Genomic DNA, 19,257 nt, shown 5'->3' on the forward strand with positions numbered 1-19,257 from the left:
TCGCGCCGTTGCCCCACCGTCAGGCGGCGCTGAGGTCGCGCACGAAGTCCGCCACCAGCGCCCGCAGGTCGCCCGCCTGGCTGGACAGGCCCTCGGAGAGGGTGAGCAGCTCGGTGGAGGCCGATCCGGTCATCTGGGCCGCCTGGCCGACGCCGCCGATGCTCTGCGTCACCTGCTCGGTGCCGGTGGCCGCCTTCTGGCAATTGTGCGCGATCTCGCCCGTCGCCGCGCCCTGTTCCTCTACCGCGCCGGCGATCGAGGAGGAGATCTGCTTCATGTCGGAGATCACCCGGATGATCTCGGCCATGGAGGTCACCGTGCCGTTGGTGGCGGCCTGGATCTCGCCGATCTTGCGGCCGATCTCGTCGGTGGCCCGCGCGGTCTGGGTGGCCAGCGCTTTCACCTCGGAGGCGACCACCGCGAAGCCCCGGCCGGCATCCCCGGCGCGGGCGGCCTCGATGGTGGCGTTGAGCGCCAAGAGGTTGGTCTGGTCGGCGATGCCCTTGATCAGCGAGACCACGTCGCCGATGGCGGCGGCGGACGAGGCCAGCGCGTTGATGCGCTGGTTGGAGGACGCCGCCTCGTTGAAGGCGATGTCGGCGACATCGGCGGAATGGCTCACCTGCCCGGTGATCTCGCGCACCGAGGCGGCCAGCTCCTCGGACGAGGCGGCCATGGTCTGCACGTTGCCGGCGGCTTCCTCTGCGGCCTCGGCCACCGCCTGCGCCTGGCGGGCGGTTTCCTCTGCGGTGACCGAGAGGCTGCGGGCGGAGCCGGCCACCTGGTCGGAGGAGGAGGCGAAGGCGGCGGCAAGCTCGGTCATGCGGGCGACAAAGCCCTCGCCCAGGGCGTTGCGATGGGCGAGGCGGACGCGCTCGGCTTCCTCCCGCTCGGCCTGCGCGTGGCGCGCCGCGTCGGCGTCGGAGAGCTGCCCGCGCAGCACTTCCAGGGCCTTGGCCATGGCGCCGATCTCGTCCTTGCGGGCGGTGCCGGCGATGGCGGTGTCGAGCTCGCCGCGGCCGAGCCCCTCCATCTCCGCGATCATGACCTGGATCGGCGCCACCATGCTCCGGCGCACCAGCAGCACGGCGATGGCGGTCATCAGCAGGGTGGCGGCGGCGATGGTGCCGAGGGTCTGCAGGCTGGTGGAATGGGTGGTCTGCGACGCCCGCTCGGCGAGCTTCTGCGTCGCCGTGTTGATGTCCGTGTTCACGTCCACCATCCGCTGCAGAAAGGCGCGCCCGGCCGGCTCGCAAACCTTGGCCATTTGCGCGAACGACTTGGCGTTGCCGTCGGCGACGGTCATGTCGTTGGCGAGACGGATGGTCTCGGCGCAGGTGACGTCGAGCAGCCGCGCATAGTCGGTGTCGAGCCCCTTGAGCTCGGCCGCGGCGTCGGGAAACAGCGTGGCCGCGAGGCTGATCTTCTCATTGAAGTTGCGGCGGGCTTCAACAAGGTTCTGGCGCGCGGCCGCTTTCTCCTCAGCGGAAACCGCGGCCATGTTCATGTAGATCGCGGCATTGGCGTCGCTCAGGAAGCGCGAGGCGCGAGATGTCTCTTGTCTGGCCCGCGCCGGGCCATTCAAGAGAAATATATAGGTATCGTCTACTGCATCCATGTTCGTTGACGAATAGTATGCGCCGCCAAAACTCACTATTCCGAAAGCAATCAGGAGGATGGCGACTTTCCATATCATGGAGATGTTATTGTACATGGATGGTGTTCCGTTGGACTGCGAAAAGGACGGCTGCGCCGTTCGGCGACGGATAAGCGGATAAAAAGAATCGGTGCCTCGACGTGGCGATGTGAGGAAGCAGGCATCGAACGATCCGGCTTGAATGGCTCGGACAATAGAGGGATATGCCGCAGGAGATGTTTGATCTGCATTAAATCCAGCCGATTGTGCCTAAGGAATGCGCTCTCGAAATTCTGACTTGACTTTGGAAAACGAGATCAAACGTGCGTTTGAAGTTTGCCGGCTCTCCGGCGGCGATGCCGGCGCATTCGGCCGTCAAGCGGGGGGGCAGCTTGGCCTTCCGCTGCGGCAGATGCCGGCCGGCGTGGCTGGGGGCGACCCTAGCGGGCGGGCATGACAGTCCGGCGTCGCCTTGGGTGCATCGAGCGGGCGCTCAGGAGAAGCGGGCCCTGCCATTCATCGCGCGGCGGAACCCTCTCCCGACCCTCTCCCGCTTGCGGGGTGGGGGCCGAAGCGGAGCTTCGGAAGGATCCGGGTGCCCGCCGTGGGTGTGTGCCGGGTCCGTGCGTTCCCGCCGCTGGCGCGGCGCCCCCACCCCAGCCCTCCCCCACGATGTGGGAGAGGGAGTGCGGTCGCGCCGCGGGCGAGAGGGCGCGCGCCATCCATCCGCCGCGCGGGAAAACCCTCTCCCGCTCGCGGGGGAGGGCAGGGTGGAGGCCGAAGCGGAGCTTCGGAAGGCTCCGGGCGCGCGCCGTGGGAGATGGTGCGTGGATGCGGGTGACGCGGAGGCCTAGTGCGCCACAGCCTCGCGCGCCACCGGGCGGTGGGAGGAATAGAGGATGAGGGTGGCGATGAGCCCGCACGCCGAGGCGAAGATCAGCCAGTAGCCCGGCGCCGCCTTGTCGCCCGTCACCTCGATCAGCCAGGTGGACACCGCCGGCGTGAAGCCGCCGAACAAGGCGGTGGCGAGGCTGTAGGCGAGGGAGAAGCCGGAGGTGCGCACGTGCGCCGGCATCACCTCGGTGAGCGCCACCACCATGGCCCCGTTGTAGCTGGCATAGAGGAAGGACAGCCACAGCTCCACCACCAGCATCTTGGTGAAGGTGATGTTGGCCACCAGCCAGGCCAGGGCCGGATAGGCGGTGAGCAGGGTGAGGACGGTGAAGACCAGCAGGATGGGGCGGCGGCCGACCCGGTCGGACAGGGCGCCCATCACCGGCAGCCAGAACAGGTTCGACACGCCGACGCAGAAGGTGACGATGAGCGCGTCGGTGGCCGAGAGCTTGAGCACCGCCCGGCCGAAGGTCGGGGTGTAGACGGTGATCATGTAGAAGGACACGGTGGTCATCACCACCAGCAGCATGCCGGCGCCCACCAGGCGCCAGTTGGCGGCCATGGACTGGAAGATCTCGCGGGTCTCCGGACGGTGCTTGCGGGCGAGGAATTCCTCGGTCTCCTGGAGCGAGCGGCGCAGCGCGAACAGCAGCGGCACGATGAGGCAACCGATGAAGAAGGGGATGCGCCAGGCCCAGTCGGAGACCGTCTGCGGGGCGAAGGAGGCGTTGAGCCAGTAGCCCAGCGCGGCGGCGACGATGATCGCCACCTGCTGGCTGCCCGACTGCCAGCTCACATAGAAGCCCTTGTGGCCGGGGGTGGCCATTTCCGCCAGATAGACCGAGACGCCGCCCAGCTCCACGCCGGCGGAGAAGCCCTGCAACAGGCGGCCGATGAGCACCAGGATCGGCGCCGCCAGCCCGATGGTGGCATAGCCGGGCACGAAGGCGATCAGCACGGTGCCGAGCGACATGATGCCGAGCGTCAGGATCAGGCCCTCGCGGCGGCCGATGCGGTCCACATAGGCGCCGAGAAAGAGGGCGCCCAGCGGGCGCATGAGGAAGCCGGCGCCGAAGGTGCCGAAGGTCAGCATCAGCGAGGCGAACGGGTTGCTGACCGGGAAGAAGGCGGCGGCGATGTGCGTCGCGTAGAAGCCGAACAGGAAGAAGTCGAACATCTCCAGGAAGTTGCCGCTCGTGACGCGGAGAACTGCCATGGCCTTGGACGTGGATTTGGGCATTTTCGGCCTCTCGGACACCAAACTGGGCGGGACTATGACGCAGCCGGGGCATTCTGCCTATCTGCCGCAGGGGCAGGTAAGTGCCTGTGCGCAAACGGAAAAATGGTGACGCAAGGAGAGGTTGCCGGCGGCGGCGAAAAAAGATTTGACACAATTAAATTGTGCGCTAAAAGAACCGGGCTCGCGGTGCCGTGGGCGCTCCTGTCGGGCGCCGGGCCGCGCAACCTCAAGGATTTCCCCATGTCGGTCGATGTGAAGTACACCACCAAGGCCACCGCCACGGGCGGGCGCGACGGGCGCGCCGCCAGCGCCGACGGCGTGCTGGAGGTCAAGCTCTCCACCCCCAAGGAGTTGGGCGGCGCCGGCGGGCCGGGCACCAATCCCGAGCAATTGTTCGCCGCCGGCTATTCGGCCTGCTTCCTGGGCGCGCTGAAGTTCGTCGCCGGGCAGGCCAAGGTGCAGATCCCGGCCGAGGCCACCGTCACCGCCACCGTGGGCATCGGCCCGCGCTCGGAGGGCGGCTTCGGCATCACCGCCGCGCTGGAGGTGGCGCTGCCCGGCCTCGACAAGGCGCTGGCCACGGAGCTGGTGGAGAAGGCGCACCAGGTGTGCCCCTATTCCAACGCCACCCGCGGCAATGTGGACGTGGGCCTCAGCGTGGCGTGAGCGCCGCCGGAACCATGGGGCCGCCGGCGTCGCGGCGGCCCCTCAAAGAAAAACCCCGCCGCGGCAGGGCCGGGCGGGGCGTTTCGTCTCAAGACCGATCGGTCAGCCGGCGATCACCAGCCGGGACGGCAGTGCAGGCCGCCGTACGGGCCGCGCCAGCAGCCGCCCGGATGCCAGTAGGGGCCGTAGCCGTACCACCAGTCGATGAACAGGCTGGCGTTGGTGCCGGACATCGGCTTGTCGTCGCTCAGCAGCTTGTAATTGTAGGTCAGCGTGTCGCCGTTGATCACCGGGTTGGTCAGCTCGACCACGGCGGTGGTCGGCTTGCCGTCCACGGTCACCGCGAGGGTGGCGTTGGGGGCGTCCTTCTGGAAGCTGTCCTTGCCGGTGTTCCAGAACTTCACGAAGTTGGCGGTCGGGGCGTCGCCCGTCATGCGCTCCGGACGGTCGGCGAACATCAGGGTCTGCGGGGCCACGCCCTTCAGGGTGATGGTCTTCTCGTCCACCACCACGGAATCGGCGACCTGCACGAACAGCCAGTTGGCCGGCTTCATTTCTTCCACATTGCCCGGCTTGGCCGGAGCGGTCTGCGCCTGGGCGCCGCCGATGGCACACGCCATCGCCAGCAGCGCCCCGTAAATCGCTGATTTCATTGAACTCTCCCAGGTAAATGAGGGGTCCGTCACCACGCGGCGCACTGTACCAGCTTGCCTCGGCTTTGCCAGTCCCTTCCGTCATCATGTCCGAAGTTTAAGATATGATGCGATGCGCGATACGTTGTATCCAAGTTGAATCCTATGGGAGAGGGGCGAATGCGCTGTGCGGCGGAGATAATGTCTCCGGTATTCAGCGCAATCGGCTTTCGTTCGTCTTCAAACAACTTGCGGCGTCTGCTTGCGCTGTGCTGGCATCCGGGGCGCGGTCAACTGTCCAACAGGCCGGCGAGCTTGAGCGCGACGCCCTGGGAGCCTTCCAGCCGCAGCCGGCCGGTGGAGAAGGCCATCATCGGGCCGATCCGTCCGGTGATCAGCTTGTCTAGCGTGTCGGAGGACAGCTTGAGCACCGCGTCGGCCTCCGCGTCGCTTTCGGCGACCGTCACCGCCGGGCCGGTGGCGTCGAGATGGATGGACTGCCCGCTGTCGGTCAGGTCGAAGCGCACCGTGTGGCCGAGCGCGGCCAGCGCGCCGGCGCGGTCGGTGAGGCTGTCGATGAGGGCGGCGATGTCGGCCATGGGAAGCTCCAGAACGAAAGCGGCCGCGCCTCGCGGGCGCGGCCGGGGAGGGGAAGGGATCAGAAGGCGGCGTCGTCGAGCGCCATCATCGCCGCCTTGCCGGCCTTGATGGAGCCCCACAGGCCGGCCACCTCGGGCAGCAGGCGGTCGATATAGAAGCGCGCGGTGGCGATCTTGGCCTCGTAGAAGGCGGCCTCGCCATTGGCCTCGGCGCGCTTCTGGAAGGCGACGTCGGCCATGCGCACCCACATGTAGCCGAGCGCCACCAGGCCGAACAGCCGCAGGTAGTCGGTCGCCGCAGCGCCCGCCTCGTCGGGGTCCTTCAGCCCCTTCTCGGCGATGTGGCCGGTGGCGAGCTGGAGCGCGCCGAACGCCTTGCCCAGCGGCCCCACCAGCGGGCCGAGGTTCTCGTCGTCCAGCTTGCTGTCGATATAGGCCAGCACCGGATGGAAGAAGCTGCGCAGGTAGCGGCCCATGTGCGCCGGCAGCTTGCGGCCCACCAGGTCCAGCGCCTGCACGCCGTTGGTGCCCTCGTAGATCATGGCGATGCGGGCATCGCGCACATATTGCTCCACCCCATGGTCGCGGATGTAGCCGTGGCCGCCATAGACCTGCACGCCCATGGAGGCGTTGGTGAAGCCCAGATCCGTGAACAGCGCCTTGACGATGGGCGTCATCAGCGCGGTGAAGTCCTCGGCGTTCTGCCGCTCCTCCGGGTCGTTGGAGCGCTCCATCAGGTCGAGATTGCGCGCCACCCAGCCGGAGAGCGCGCGGCAGCCCTCGTTATAGGCCCGCATGGTCATCAGCGAGCGGCGCACGTCCGGGTGGACGATGATCGGGTCGGCCGGCTTGTCGGGATATTTCGCCCCGGTCAGCGCGCGGCCCTGGAGGCGCTCCTTGGCATAGGCCACCGCGCTCTGGTAGGCGGCCTCGCCCACGCCGAGCCCCTGCGTGCCCACGGACAGGCGCTCGGAGTTCATCATGGTGAACATGGCGCGCATGCCCTTGTGCGGCTCGCCCACCAGCCAGCCGGTGGCCTCGTCCAGCGAGAGCTGGCAGGTGGCCGAGCCGTTGAGCCCCATCTTGTGCTCGATGCCGGTGCACAGCACGCCGTTGCGCGGGCCGGGCGTGCCGTCCTCCTTGGGCAGGAACTTCGGCACCAGGAACAGGGAGATGCCCTTTACCCCCTTGGGCGCGTTCGGCAGGCGGGCGAGCACGAGGTGGATGATGTTTTCGGTCAGGTCATGCTCGCCGGCGGAGATGAAGATCTTCGAGCCGGTGATCTTGTAGGAGCCGTCGCCCTGCGGCTCGGCCTTGGTGCGCAGCAGGCCGAGGTCGGTGCCGCAATGCGGCTCGGTGAGGCACATGGTGCCGGACCAGATGCCTTCCACCATCTTCGGCAGGAAGCGTTCCTTCAGCTCCTGCGGGGCGTGGCTGACGATCGCCTGGTAGGCGCCGTGGGTGAGGCCGGGATAGAGGCCGAAGGAGAGGTTGGCCGAGCACATCATCTCCTCGATGAACTTGGTCACGCTCGCCGGCAGGCCCTGGCCGCCCCATTCGGGATCGCAGGCGATGCCGTTCCAGCCGCCTTCCACATAGGTCTTGTAGGCGTCCTTGAAGCCGGTAGGCGTGCGCACCACGCCGTTCTCATACTTGCAGCCCTCGGCATCGCCGACGGGGTTGAGCGGCGCCAGCACCTCGGTGACCAGCTTGCCGGCCTCTTCCAGCACCGCGTCGATGAGGTCGGGGGTGATGTCCTCGCACCCCTTCATGTCCTTGAGGGTGTCGCTGCCGTGCAGTTCGTGGAGCACGAAGCGCATGTCGCGCAGCGGCGGCTGATAGGTCTGCATGGTCGTCTCCCGTGTCGTTCTTCTCGATCCGTTGCCCGCTTGTAGCGCCCCCGGCGGTTGCCGGGGAGGGGCGGTCATTCCGTGGCTTGTTCCTGCCCTCGCCGATTTCAACCCTCTCCCTTGCGGGGGAGGGGAATCGTTGCGCTGCTCCGCCGCGCTGCGCGCGTCGCCCCCACCCAACCCTCCCCCGCAAGCGGGAGAGGGCTTTGCCCGCACGCGGGCGAAGAAGGCGCGCCACGCTTGGTGGCATCCGCGTCAATCGTGCGCCATCCCCACCGTTCGCCCTCCCTCTCCCGCTTGCGGGGGAGGGCAGGGGTGGGGGCCGCGCGTCAGCGCGGAAAAGGCCCCTTTCAAACGCGGGAGGCAGCATGGCCGGCCGCGGATGAACGCGCCGGCCATGCCCCGAGCCGCTGCTGCCCGCCCCCTAGTTGCGCAGCGGCCGTCCGGTCTCCAGCACGGATTCGATCCGCGCCAGCGTGGCATTGGTGCGGATCAGCTTCATGAAGCCCGCCCGCTCCAGCTCCAGCACCTGCGCCTCGGTCACCGGCTGGATGTGGTCCGCCGGTCCCCCGGTGAGCACCTCCGCCAGGGCCGCGGCCACCACCAGGTCGTGCTTGGTGGCGATGCCGCGCTTGTGGAAGCTCTCCGCCGCCATCTCCAGCGCCACCCGGCCCGAGGGGCCCGGCAGCGTCAGCTCCTTCGGCTGCGGCGGCACGTAGTTCTCCGCCAGCGCCAGGGCCTTGGCCTTGGCGTCCGCCAGCAGGCGGTCGCGGTTCATGGTGATGCCGTCGTCCTCGCGCAGGAACTTCAGCTCCTTGGCCTCGGCGGCGGATTTCGACACGGTGGCGGTGCTCACCGTCTCGAACACCTTGGAGGGCGCCGGCATCGGCCCCTTGGGCAGGGCCGGGTCCGACTGCCAGCGGGTCAGCATCTCCTTGCAGCCGCCCCAGCCGGGCAGCACGCCGACGCCGCATTCCACCAGCCCGATATAGCTCTCCGCATGGGCCTGCACGGCGGAGGAATGCAGCAGGATCTCGCAGCCGCCGCCCAGCGCCATGCCGGCCGGGGCCGACACCACGGGGAAGGGGGCGTATTTGAGCGCCTGATAGGCCTGCTGGCCGGTGGCCACCAGCTTCTCCACCTCGCCGAACGCCGCGATGTTGCAGGCGAACAGCGCGAGGCCGAGATTGGCGCCGACCGAGAAGTTCGAGCCCTCGTTATAGATGACGAGGGCCTTGTACTTGTCCTTCACCAGCCGCTGCGTCTTGCCGAGCAGGGTGATGATGCCCTCGTCCAGCGAATTGGACTTGGAGGTGAACTCGAAGCACAGCACGCCGTTGCCGATGTCCCACACCGAGGCGGAGCCGTTCTTCAGCACCGGCTCGGAGGCGAGCTTGATGTCGGAGAGCAGCAGCACGCCCTCGGGGCGCACGATGTCGCGATAGGCGCCGTCGAGGCCGAGATACTGGCGGCGGCCGTTCTCCACCCGGTAGAAGGGCTTGCCCTGCGCCAGGAACTCCGGCACCGGCTCGCCCATCCCCTTCAGCATCTCGGCCACCGGGCCCGCGCCGATGCGGTCGATCAGCTCGAACGGGCCCCATTTCCAATTGTAGCCGAGGCGCATGGCCTCATCGATGGCCACCACGTCGTCCGCCGCCGCCGGCACCAGGAAGGCGGCATAGGCGAGCGTGCGGGCGACGACGCCGGCGGCGTAGCGCCCGGCCGGGGTGTCGGCGGCGAGCAGCGCCTTGGGGTGCCTGGACGCGGCCTCCACCTCGGGCAGCACGGCCTTTTCCTGCGGCCGGTAGGTGCCGGTGGCGAGGTCGATACTCTCCTTCACCTTGCCGCCGTTCTCGCGGTTGAGGCGATAGAAGCCGCCCTTGCCCTTGCGCCCGGTGTGGCCAGTCTCGATCATCTTCTTGATCAGCGGCACGTCGCGCACGGTGGCGTGGAACGGGTCGTCCTTCGGCAGGGCGCGCTCCAGGCTGCCCTGCACGTGCGGCATCAGGTCGAGGCCCACCAGATCCAGCAGGCCGAACACGCCGGTCTTGGGAATGCCGAACGGCCGCCCCATCACCGCGTCGGCCTCTTCCACCGTCAGGCCCAGCTCGAACGCCTGGCCCACCGCCAGCTGCATCCAATAGGTGCCGAGGCGGTTGGCGATGAAGCCCGGGGTGTCCTTGCAGCGGACCACGGTCTTGCCCAGCTTCACGTCCGCGAAGCGGGCGACGCGCTCGACCGTGGCCGGGTCGCTCTCCGGCCCGGCGACGATCTCCAGCAGTCGCATGTAGCGCGGCGGATTGAAGAAATGGGTGATGAGGAAGTCGCGCCGGAAGCTCTCCGGCAGCCCCTCGGTGAGGTCGCCCAGGGGGATGGTGGAGGTGTTGGAGGACACCGCCGTGCCCGGCTTGCGCACGCTCTCGATCTTGGCATAGAGCGCCTGCTTGATGTCGAGCCGCTCCACCACCGCCTCGACGATCCAGTCGCACTCCGCCAGCTTCTCAAGGTCGTCCTCGGTATTGCCGGCGGTCACCAGCCTGGCGGCGCGCTTGGACATGAAGGCGGCGGGGTCCGCCTTCAACAGCCGCTCCACCGCCTTTTCCGCGATGGTGCTGCGGCTCGCGCCATTGCTCTTGGCCGCGTCCGGCACGATGTCCAGCAGCAGCACTTCGACGCCCGCATTGGCGATGTGGGCGGCGATGCCGGCGCCCATGACGCCGGCGCCGATGACGGCGGCCTTCCTGATCTCGCTCATGACGGCCTCCGCTCAGACGCGTTCGAGGACGGTGGCGATGCCCTGGCCGCCGCCGATGCACTGGGTGGCCAGCGCGTAGCGCCCGCCCTCGCGCTGGAGCAGGGACGCGGCCTTGCCGACGATGCGCGCGCCGGTGGCGCCGAGCGGATGGCCGAGCGCCAGCGCGCCGCCGTCGATGTTCAGCGTCTCGGTGCGGATGTTGAGGTCGCGGGCGCAGGCGATGGCCTGGGAGGAGAAGGCCTCGTTCAGCTCCACCACGTCCACGTCGTCGATGGTGATGTTGGCGCGGGCCAGCGCCTTGCGGGTGGCATCCACCGGGCCGATGCCCATGATCTCCGGCGCGCAGCCGGCCACCGCTACGCTGCGCAGGCGGGCCAGCACGTTCAGCCCGTGCTTCTCCGCGTAGGCTTCCGAGCACACCAGCACGGCGGAGGCGCCGTCGGTGAGCGGGGAGGAGGTGCCGGCGGTCACGGTGCCGTTCTGGTCGAACGCGGGCTTGAGGCCGGCGAGGTCTTCCGCCGTGGTCTCGGCGCGGATGCAGCCGTCCGCGCTCACCGACTTGCCGTTGATGCGGATCGGCACGATCTCGTCGGTGAACTTGCCGTCCGCCTGCGCCTTGGCCGCCTTGCGGTGGCTCTCCAGGGCGAACGCCTCCTGGTCGGCGCGGGTGATCTGCCACTTGCGCGCGACATTCTCCGCCGTGTCGCCCATGCCCATGTAGGCGGCATGGTTGGCGGCGTAGAGGGCGGGGTTCGGCATCGGGTTGAAGCCGGTCATGGGCACGCGGCTCATGCTCTCGATGCCGGCGCACACGAACACCTCGCCGGCGCCGAGCAGGATCTGGCCGGCGGCCATGTGCACCGCCTGCATGGAGGAGCCGCAGAAGCGGTTCACCGTGACGCCGGCCACCGACTGCGGCAGCTCGGCGATCATGCCGATGAGCCGGGCAACGTTGAACCCCTGCTCAGCTTCCGGGAAGGCGCAGCCGACGATGAGGTCCTCGATGTCCTCCGGGTCCACCTTGGTGCGGGCGATCAGCTCGCGCACCACCTGGGCGGCGAGGTCGTCCGGGCGGACGCGGGCGAGGTCGCCCTTCTTGGCGGGCGCGAAGGGGGAGCGGGCATAGCCCGCGATGACGACGTTCTGCATGGGCACTCCTGCGATTTCCTTGGGGCCGTATTGTTGTTCTGTCGGGTCTGACGTCGGTGTGACGGTGGTCCGGTGTCGGCGGCTCGGGCCGGGTCGGGCCCGGCTTCAGCCGGCCTTCTTGGCGCCCCGGCGGGGCGCGGCCTCGGCGGCGTCGGCGGCGGCGAGCGCCGCCAGGGTCTGCTCCTCGATGTCTTTCAGTTCCGCGAGGCTCTCCTCCAGGGCGAGGCGCTGGTCCTCCAGCATTTCCAGCCGGGTGCGGACCTTGGCGAGCAGCAGGCGGATCTGCTCCGCCTGGGTGGGGTCCACGTCGTAGAGGTCGAGATATTCCTTGATCTCGCGCAGGCTGAAGCCGAGCCGCTTGCCGCGCAGGATCAGCACCATGCGGGCGCGGTCGCGCTTGGTGTAGACGCGGATGTTGCCGGCGCGGCGGGGCGAGACCAGCCCCTTGTCCTCATAGAAGCGGATGGTGCGCGGGGTGATCGCCAGATCGCGGGCGAGCTCGGTGACCGAGAAGAAGGTGTCGGTCAGGCCGTGGGGGGCGGCGGAACCATCGGGTGCCATGGGTTGACCTATACGTCATGCGTTGGCTCTTAGGATACATGCTTTGCCCCGGCCATCAACCCCCGGCGGATCGCCTCTGTACAAACAAACAACATTGCCGGCGATGTTCTCGGCGGGGCGGTCCATGTTGTGCAATGCAACAACGTGGGGACGGGGGCGGATTCGCAGCAAATGTCTTGCGACAGGGAAAACGATGTATGAGACAAAACTTGAAAATCGCCACCCGTTGCGGTTGTTGGGTCCGGCGTTCGGTGTAAAATGCGTTGCATCGAAACAACAGTGGGGAATTCGTGGTCGAAAATGTGTCGGTTGCGCGGCAATCGCGTTGACGCCCGGCTCAGGATCGGCATGCTGATGACGTATAGGGCATCTCGCACACCCTAAGGTGCAATGCACAAAAAGGGTGCCCTTCTGGAAACGTGTCTGGACCGTTCGTTGGAACGGCCATCGTGGGGAGGGGCTGATTGTGAACCACGGGTCTCGTTGGCGGCGCGCGGCGCCGGTACTTGTTCTTCCGGCTCTGGCCGTGGCCGCCGCCGGCGGCGCGCAGGCGGGCGGCTTCGGCCTGCGCGAGCAGAGCTCCTATTACCAGGGCACCTCGTTCGCGGGCGATGCCGCCGGCGGCGCGGGCCTCGCCTCCATGTTCTGGAACCCGGCCGCGGTGAGCTTCGCCCCCGGCCTCCAGGTGGAAGGCAACGTCAGCTACATCGCCCCCCACGCCTCGGTCGACGTACTGCGTGCCACCGGGCCGATTACCGGCGCGAATCTCGGCACTTACGGCGTATCGGACATCGTGGACAATGCCGCGGTGCCGTCCACCTACATCACCTATGGCTGGGACCGCATCGCCATCGGCATCTCGGTCAACGCCCCGTTCGGCCTCGTCACCGACGCGCCCTGCAACTGGTCGGGCCGCTATTACGGCTGCTACAGCCGCATCTATGACGTCAACGTCCAGGGCAACATCGCCTACAAGGTCAACGACTGGCTGACCCTGGGCGGCGGCGTGTCGCTGAACTACATGGACGCCCGCCTCAGCCAGGCGCAGATCAACGGCGTCACCACCCAGGGCATCGCCTATGGCAGCGGCCAGGTGGACGGCGACGACGTGGGCTACGGCTTCAGCCTGGGCGCCCTGTTCACCCTGGCGCCCGGCACCACGCTTGGCGTCGGCTATCGCTCGGCCATCGACCTCAACCTCTCCGGCCAGGTCACCCTGTTCAACTCCGCCGCCACCGCCTTCCAGCTGCTGCCGGCCAATGCCTCGCTGAGCCTGCCGGACCAGGTGACGGCCAGCTTCCGCTCTCAACTCACCCCGCAGTGGACGGCGCTGGGCACGGTGGAGTGGACCAACTGGTCCAAGCTGCAGCAGCTCGTCGTCACCTCCACCGCCACGGGTTCCTCGGTCTCGGTGCTCGATCTGGGCTGGCGCGACGGCTGGTTCTTCTCCGGCGGCGTGGAATATCAATGGGATCAGCGCCTCGCGCTGCGCGGCGGTCTCGGCTACGAGATCTCCCCCGTCACCGACGAGGTGCGCAATCCCCGCCTGCCGGACTCCAACCGCATCTGGCTCTCGGTCGGCGCCACCTACAATTGGACCGAGCAGCTGAGCTTCGACTTCGCCTACACCCACATCTTCGGCCAGAGCGGCAACATCGCGCTGAGCCCGCTGGATCCGGCCAACGCCCTGCGCGGCACGCTGGTGGCGGAAGTCAACGACGCCTATGTGGACATCGTCTCCATGGGCGTGCGCTACAAGTTCAACGCGCCGGAGCCCAAGACCGCCGCGCTCTACGTGAAGTAGGAACATCCGGCCCGGCGGTCGTCAGGCCGCCGGGTTTTGGGCGCATTCCGCTTCTTACATAACGTCGCCCGTGGATCTACAATCCCGGTCCGGATGAAGCGGAACGCGCGTCGCAAGGCGCGCGTCAATCCGCCTGTGAGGGCTGCACAGACGGCCCGCCACCCCGCGTCATGCGGGCGAGGGAGAGAACGATGCTTCAGCGCGTCGAGCACACAAGCGCCACCAGCCCGCTGACGGCGCTGCTGGATGCCAGCGTGACCGCCTACGGTGCCTTGCCTGCGCTCAATTTCCTGGGCCGCCGCTGGACCTACGCCCAGCTCGGCCGGCAGGTGGACGAAGCCGCCGCCGGCCTGCAGCGCCTCGGCGTCACCAAGGGCAGCAAGGTCGGGCTCTGCCTGCCGAACACGCCCTATTCGGTGATCTTCTATTTCGCCGTGCTGAAAGCCGGCGGCACGGTGGTGAACTTCTCGCCGCTTTATGTGGAGCGCGAGCTCAAGCACCAGATCCGCGATTCCGGCACCACGATCATGGTGGTGCCCGACCTGAAGATCATCCACTCCCGGGTCGCCGCGGTGGCGCAGGAGGCCGGGCTCTCCACCATCGTCGTCTGCCCCTTCGCCGCGATCCTCTCGCCGCTGAAGGGCCTGCTGTTCAACATCTTCAAGCGCAAGGACAAGGCCGTCTTCGACGCCAATGACGGCCGGCACCTCACCCACAAGGCACTGGTCGCGGGCGCCCCGCCGCTGAAGCCGGTGAGCGTCGATCCGGAGCGCGACGTGGCGGTGCTGCAATATACCGGCGGCACCACCGGCGTTCCCAAGGGGGCCATGCTCAGCCACGCCAACGTGGCGGCCAACGCCCGGCAGGTGATCGACCACGTGAACTGCCTCGGCACCGGCTGCGAGCGCATCCTGGGCGTGCTGCCGCTGTTCCACGTCTTCGCCATGACCACGGTGATGAACATCCCCATCGCATTGGGGGCGGAGATCATCCTGGTGCCGCGCTTCCATCTGGACGACCTGCTGAAGACCATCGTGCGCACGCGCCCGACCGTCTTCCCGGGCGTGCCCACCATCTACGGCGCCATCAACAATGCGCCGGACCTCGCGAGCTACGACCTGTCCTCGCTCTCCATCTGCATCTCCGGCGGCGCGCCGCTGCCGGTGGAGGTGCGCCACCGCTTCGAAGCGCTGGCCGGCTGCAAGCTGGTGGAAGGCTACGGCCTCAGCGAGACCGCGCCGGTGCTCACCGCCAATCCGCCCAACGGCATCATCAAGGACGGCTCGGTGGGGCTCGCCGTGCCCGGCACCACGCTGGAGATCCGCGACCTGGAAGACCCCGCCCGCGTGCTCGGCGTCGGGCAGAAGGGCGAGGTGTGCGCCCGCGGCCCGCAGGTGATGCTGGGCTACTGGCAGAAGCCGGAGGAAACCGCCCGGGTGTTCGTGGACGGCGCCTTCCGCACCGGCGATGTCGGCTATCTCGATGAGGACGGCTACCTTTTCCTGGTGGACCGGATCAAGGACGTGATTCTGTGCGGCGGCTTCAACGTCTACCCGCGGATGATCGAGGAAGCGCTCTATTTGCATCCGGCGGTGGCCGAGGCGGTGGTGATCGGCGTGCCGGATTCCTATCGCGGCCAGGCCCCCAAGGCCTTCGTCACCCTCAAGGTCGGCCATCCGGCGACGGTGGCGGAACTGAAGAGCTTCCTCACCAAGCAGGTCTCCAAGGTGGAGCTGCCGCGCGAGGTGGAGATCCGCGACCAACTGCCTCGCACGCTGGTGGGCAAGCTGTCCAAGAAGGAACTGGTGGACGAGGAAGCCCGCAAGCACCCGCAGGCCTGAGCGCGGCGCCGGATGCTCCCGGCGGCGGGCCGTGCTATGGCGGGGCGAGGCCGGGCGCCCTGTCCCCGCCGCAAGACGGGGACCCTCCGCATGCCGTCAGACTGGACCATGGCTCGCTATGTGGCCATCGCCTGCGCCGTGGTCGCGCTGTTTCTCGCGGCTTGGGTCATCTCCGACGTGCTGCTGCTGGTCTTCGCCGCCATTCTCGTGGCGGTGGGGCTGCATGGGCTCTCGCATACGGTCACCCACTACACGCGCTGCCCGCCGAAGGCCGCGCTGGCCATCGTCTGCCTGGCCGTCGCCGGCCTGCTCGCGGCCATCTCCTACCTGTTCGGCAACATCATCAGCGCGCAGGTGAAGGAGCTGTTCCATCGGCTGCCGTCCGCGTGGCAGACCTTCCAGGACGAGTTCCACCTGCATGGCATGACCGACGACCTGATGCGCCGGGCCGAGGCGGCGGCGCCCTCCGGCGCCACCCTGCTGTCGGCCGTGCGCGGCGTCACCGCCAATGTCACCAACGTGCTGCTGGGCATCTTCCTGGTGGTGGTCGGCGGGCTCTATTTCGCCGTGCAGCCGCAGCTCTATCGCAACGGGTTGCTGGCGCTGGTCCCGGCGCAGCACCGGGCGGCGGCGGGCCGGCGGCTCGACGACGTGGGCGAGGCGCTGCGCTGCTTCCTGAAGGCCCAGCTCATCGCCATGGTGGTGGTCGGCCTGCTGAGCGGCATCGGGCTGGCTATCCTCGGCATTCCGGCCGCGCTGGCGCTCGGCCTGTTCGCGGGGCTGGCGGAATTCGTGCCCATGGTGGGGCCGGTGATGGCGGCGATCCCGGCGCTGCTGCTGGCGCTGACCGTCGGCCTCGATTCCACGCTCTATACCTTGCTGCTGTTCGTCGTGGTGCAGCAGGTGGAGAGCAACCTCATCTCGCCGCTGCTGCAGCAGGAACTGGTGTCGCTGCCGGCGGCGGTCACGCTGTTCTCGGTGGTGGCGTTCGGCACGCTGCTGGGGCCGCTCGGGCTGCTGCTGGCGACGCCGCTCACCGTGCTCGTGTTCGCGCTGGCGCGGCCGGAAGGCCATTGCCGGCGCTGAGGACGCAATGGGCGGATGCGCCACGGTTTGCGGTCGCCCGCGCGCCGTGTATGTTCGCGCGCCCTGCGCCTCCCGCGCCGGCCGGGATCGCCCGATCCCTCGGCCATCGCGTGGGCCTCCTGCCCGCGCAGGGGCGGCGGTTCAGCCGTCGGGTAGGCCCGTCCGGGCCGGCCTGTGTTTCAGCTATACGGCGCGCCGGCGGCCTTCGCCCTGGCGGCTGCCGCAGGGGTACGGGGAAGACGCTTGCATGGCCCGCGATACCACGGACGCCACTCCCATCTGCTCGCGTGATGAGCTGGTGGCCTATCTCGAGGCCGGCAACAAGCCGGAGGCCTCTTTCCTACTCGGGACCGAGCACGAGAAGATTCCCTTCACCCTCGGCCGCCACGAGCCCGTTCCCTATGACGGCGAGAAGGGCATCCGCGCCATCCTGGAAGGCATGCGCGACGTGCTCGCCTGGGACCCTATCCTGGAAGGCGAGACCATCATCGGGCTGGCCGACCCGCGCGGCGGCGGCGCCATCTCGCTGGAGCCGGGCGGCCAGTTCGAACTGTCCGGCGCGCCGCTCGCCTCGATCCACGAGACCTGCTCGGAGCTGAACACCCATCTCGCGGAAGTGCGCAAGGTGGCCGAGCCGCTGGGCGTCGGCTTCCTCGGCATCGGCATGAGCCCGAAGTGGAGCCGCGCCGAGACGCCGGTGATGCCCAAGGGCCGGTACAAGATCATGGCCGGCTATATGCCCAAGGTGGGCAAGCTCGGCCTCGACATGATGTTCCGCACCTGCACAGTGCAGGTGAATCTCGACTTCTCCTCCGAGGCGGACATGGTGGAGAAGCTGCGCGTCAGCCTCGCGCTCCAGCCGGTGGCCACCGCGCTGTTCGCCAACTCGCCCTTCACCGAGGGCAAGCCCAACGGCTTCCTGTCGTTCCGCTCGGAAATCTGGCGCGACACCGACAATGCCCGCTCCGGCATGCTGCCGTTCGCCTTCGAGCCGGGCATGGGGTTCGAGCGCTACGTGGACTATGCGCTCGACGTGCCGATGTATTTCCTCAAGCGCGGCGAGGGCTATATCGACGTGTCCGGCTCGTCCTTCCGCGACCTGCTGGCGGGGCGGCATCCGGCCGTCCCGGGCGAGAGCGCCACGCTGGCGGACTGGATCAACCACCTCTCGACCATCTTCCCGGAAGTGCGGTTGAAGCGCTATCTGGAGATGCGCGGCGCCGATGCCGGCCCGTGGGCCAAGCTCTGTGCGCTGCCCGCCTTCTGGGTGGGGCTGCTCTATGACCGGCAGAGCCTGGACGCCGCCTGGCAGATCGCCAAGGACTGGACCGCGCAGGAGCGCCAGAAGCTGCGCGACGACGTGCCCCGCCTCGGACTGAAGGCGCAGATCGCCGGCCGCAGCCTGCATGACGTCGCCCGTGACGTGCTGGCGCTGTCCCGCGCCGGGCTCGTGCGCCGCCGGCGCCTGGACAGCCAGGGCCGCGACGAGACGCGCTTCCTCAGCCCCATCGAGGAGGTGGTGGCCACCGGCCGCACGCCGGCGGATGTGCTGCTGGAGCGCTTCCACGGCGCCTGGGAAGGCTCGGTGGAGCCGGCGTTCGAGGAACTGGCCTACTGATCCGGCCTCCCGCCACCGGCGGGAGCGCCAAGCGCGCGGCTATTCCGCCGCGTCCGCTTCGGTGAGGTTGTCGAGGCCCTGGATGATGTGGTGGGCCAGCGCGTCCGCCAGCACCGAGGGCTCATGGCGGTTGCGCAGCAGGCCGATGTCGCAGGGCGGCAAAGGCGGGAAGCCCTCCGCCGCGCCCAGCACCCGCATGCCTGGCCGCAGCGCCGATTCCGGCACCACGGAGACGGCAAGGCCCGCCAGCACGGCGGCCGATACCGCGCCGTGGTTGGGGCTGCTGTAGAGCACGCGATAGCCCCGCCCGGCGGCGTTCAGCCGCGTCATCGCCACGTCTCGCCACTGACAGGTGGGCTGGCCCAGGGCCAGCGGGGTCGGCATTTCCAGATGCGCGGAATGGCGCAGCGAGCCGACCCACAGCAGGCGCTCGCGGCGGATCACCTGGGCGTTGCGTCCGGTGATGTCGGTGGCGGTGATGATGGCGAGGTCGATATTGCCGGCGGCGATGCTCTCGTTCAGCCGGAAGCTCGGCTCGCACACTACGGTCAGTTCCACCGAGGGATGGGTGCGCGAGAAGCGGGCCATGATGTCCGGCAGGTAGCGGTCGGCGTAATCGTCCGGCACGCCGAGGCAGACCCGCCCGGACAGGGTGTCGTCGGCGAAGGCGGCCACCGCTTCCAGATTGAGCTTCACGATGCGCCGGGCGTAATCCAGCAGGCGGTCGCCCTCGGGCGTCAGCCGCGAGGCGCGCCCGTCACGGGCGAACAGCGGCCGGCCGACCCGGTCCTCCAGCCGTTTCATCTGCATGGACACGGCCGACTGGGTCTTGTGCACCACTTCGGCGGCGCGGGTGAAGCTGCCGGTTTCCGCAATAGCGACGAAGGTGCGCAGGTGATCGGTGTCGAGCAGAACGGTCATGGGCA

General features: G+C 68.5%; 15 protein-coding genes. 6 read left to right on the top strand and 9 right to left on the bottom strand.

From position 1 onward, the window contains the following. Nucleotides 1–19 precede the first annotated feature (19 nt). Together YU1_RS0109620 and tcuC are read right to left on the bottom strand one after the other, a co-directional pair. Entirely contained in the window at nt 20–1,501 is a 1,482-nt protein-coding gene (locus tag YU1_RS0109620) for a methyl-accepting chemotaxis protein (protein WP_198018887.1), read from the bottom strand. Between the two features lie 985 nt (nt 1,502–2,486). Beyond that, nucleotides 2,487–3,746 carry an MFS transporter gene (tcuC, locus tag YU1_RS0109625; protein WP_425339144.1) on the bottom strand — a complete coding sequence of 420 codons (1,260 nt, stop codon included), beginning with the start codon at nt 3,744–3,746 and terminating at the stop codon, nt 2,487–2,489. Between tcuC and YU1_RS34710 the strand changes: the two genes are divergently transcribed. Together YU1_RS34710 and YU1_RS0109630 are read left to right on the top strand one after the other, a co-directional pair. Beyond that, a complete protein-coding gene (locus YU1_RS34710; protein ID WP_280790708.1) occupies nt 3,745–3,879 on the top strand; it encodes a hypothetical protein in 135 nt (44 codons plus the stop codon). The genes tcuC and YU1_RS34710 overlap by 2 nt on opposite strands. Before the next feature lie 131 nt (nt 3,880–4,010). Beyond that, complete coding sequence (locus tag YU1_RS0109630) at nt 4,011–4,436, top strand: organic hydroperoxide resistance protein (protein WP_029003886.1); 426 nt, start codon at nt 4,011–4,013, stop codon at nt 4,434–4,436. A 113-nt stretch (nt 4,437–4,549) separates the two neighbouring features. Here YU1_RS0109630 and YU1_RS28800 read toward each other — a convergent pair whose 3' ends face one another. From YU1_RS28800 to YU1_RS28805, 6 genes are all read right to left on the bottom strand, one after another. Next, the gene (locus YU1_RS28800; protein ID WP_051356695.1) at nt 4,550–5,089 is read right to left on the bottom strand and encodes a hypothetical protein; all 540 of its coding nucleotides are present in this window, start codon (nt 5,087–5,089) and stop codon (nt 4,550–4,552) included. Between the two features lie 269 nt (nt 5,090–5,358). Then, nucleotides 5,359–5,667, bottom strand: coding sequence for an SCP2 sterol-binding domain-containing protein (locus tag YU1_RS0109640; protein WP_029003887.1), 309 nt, complete (start codon nt 5,665–5,667; stop codon nt 5,359–5,361). Nucleotides 5,668–5,726: 59 nt separating this feature from the next. Continuing rightward, complete coding sequence (locus tag YU1_RS0109645; protein ID WP_029003888.1) at nt 5,727–7,517, bottom strand: acyl-CoA dehydrogenase C-terminal domain-containing protein; 1,791 nt, start codon at nt 7,515–7,517, stop codon at nt 5,727–5,729. 424 nt (nt 7,518–7,941) lie between these two features. Beyond that, entirely contained in the window at nt 7,942–10,272 is a 2,331-nt protein-coding gene (locus YU1_RS0109650) for a 3-hydroxyacyl-CoA dehydrogenase/enoyl-CoA hydratase family protein (protein ID WP_029003889.1), read from the bottom strand. A gap of 12 nt (nt 10,273–10,284) precedes the next feature. Then, nucleotides 10,285–11,421, bottom strand: coding sequence for a thiolase family protein (locus YU1_RS0109655; RefSeq protein ID WP_029003890.1), 1,137 nt, complete (start codon nt 11,419–11,421; stop codon nt 10,285–10,287). Between the two features lie 105 nt (nt 11,422–11,526). Beyond that, the gene (locus YU1_RS28805; protein ID WP_029003891.1) at nt 11,527–11,982 is read right to left on the bottom strand and encodes a MerR family transcriptional regulator; all 456 of its coding nucleotides are present in this window, start codon (nt 11,980–11,982) and stop codon (nt 11,527–11,529) included. A gap of 526 nt (nt 11,983–12,508) precedes the next feature. On the opposite strand from YU1_RS28805, the gene YU1_RS28810 reads away from it, so the two are divergent. The 4 genes from YU1_RS28810 to YU1_RS0109680 all read left to right on the top strand — a co-directional run bounded on the left by YU1_RS28810 (nt 12,509) and on the right by YU1_RS0109680 (nt 18,331). Further along, nucleotides 12,509–13,786 (top strand): OmpP1/FadL family transporter, encoded by a 1,278-nt coding sequence (locus tag YU1_RS28810; protein ID WP_035714718.1) that lies wholly within the window; start codon nt 12,509–12,511, stop codon nt 13,784–13,786. A gap of 191 nt (nt 13,787–13,977) precedes the next feature. Next, the gene (locus YU1_RS0109670; protein ID WP_029003892.1) at nt 13,978–15,627 is read left to right on the top strand and encodes a long-chain-fatty-acid--CoA ligase; all 1,650 of its coding nucleotides are present in this window, start codon (nt 13,978–13,980) and stop codon (nt 15,625–15,627) included. 90 nt (nt 15,628–15,717) lie between these two features. Further along, nucleotides 15,718–16,713 carry an AI-2E family transporter gene (locus YU1_RS28815; protein ID WP_035714721.1) on the top strand — a complete coding sequence of 332 codons (996 nt, stop codon included), beginning with the start codon at nt 15,718–15,720 and terminating at the stop codon, nt 16,711–16,713. A 247-nt stretch (nt 16,714–16,960) separates the two neighbouring features. Next, a complete protein-coding gene (locus tag YU1_RS0109680; RefSeq protein WP_029003893.1) occupies nt 16,961–18,331 on the top strand; it encodes a glutamate--cysteine ligase in 1,371 nt (456 codons plus the stop codon). Nucleotides 18,332–18,370: 39 nt separating this feature from the next. Here the strand turns inward: YU1_RS0109680 and YU1_RS0109685 are convergent, their stop codons facing one another. Further along, nucleotides 18,371–19,252, bottom strand: a complete 882-nt coding sequence (locus YU1_RS0109685) for a LysR substrate-binding domain-containing protein (protein WP_029003894.1) — start codon at nt 19,250–19,252, stop codon at nt 18,371–18,373. Nucleotides 19,253–19,257: the final 5 nt, after the last annotated feature.

This window comes from Azorhizobium doebereinerae UFLA1-100, from assembly GCF_000473085.1.
In the GTDB taxonomy this organism is placed as follows: Bacteria; Pseudomonadota; Alphaproteobacteria; order Rhizobiales; family Xanthobacteraceae; genus Azorhizobium; species Azorhizobium doebereinerae.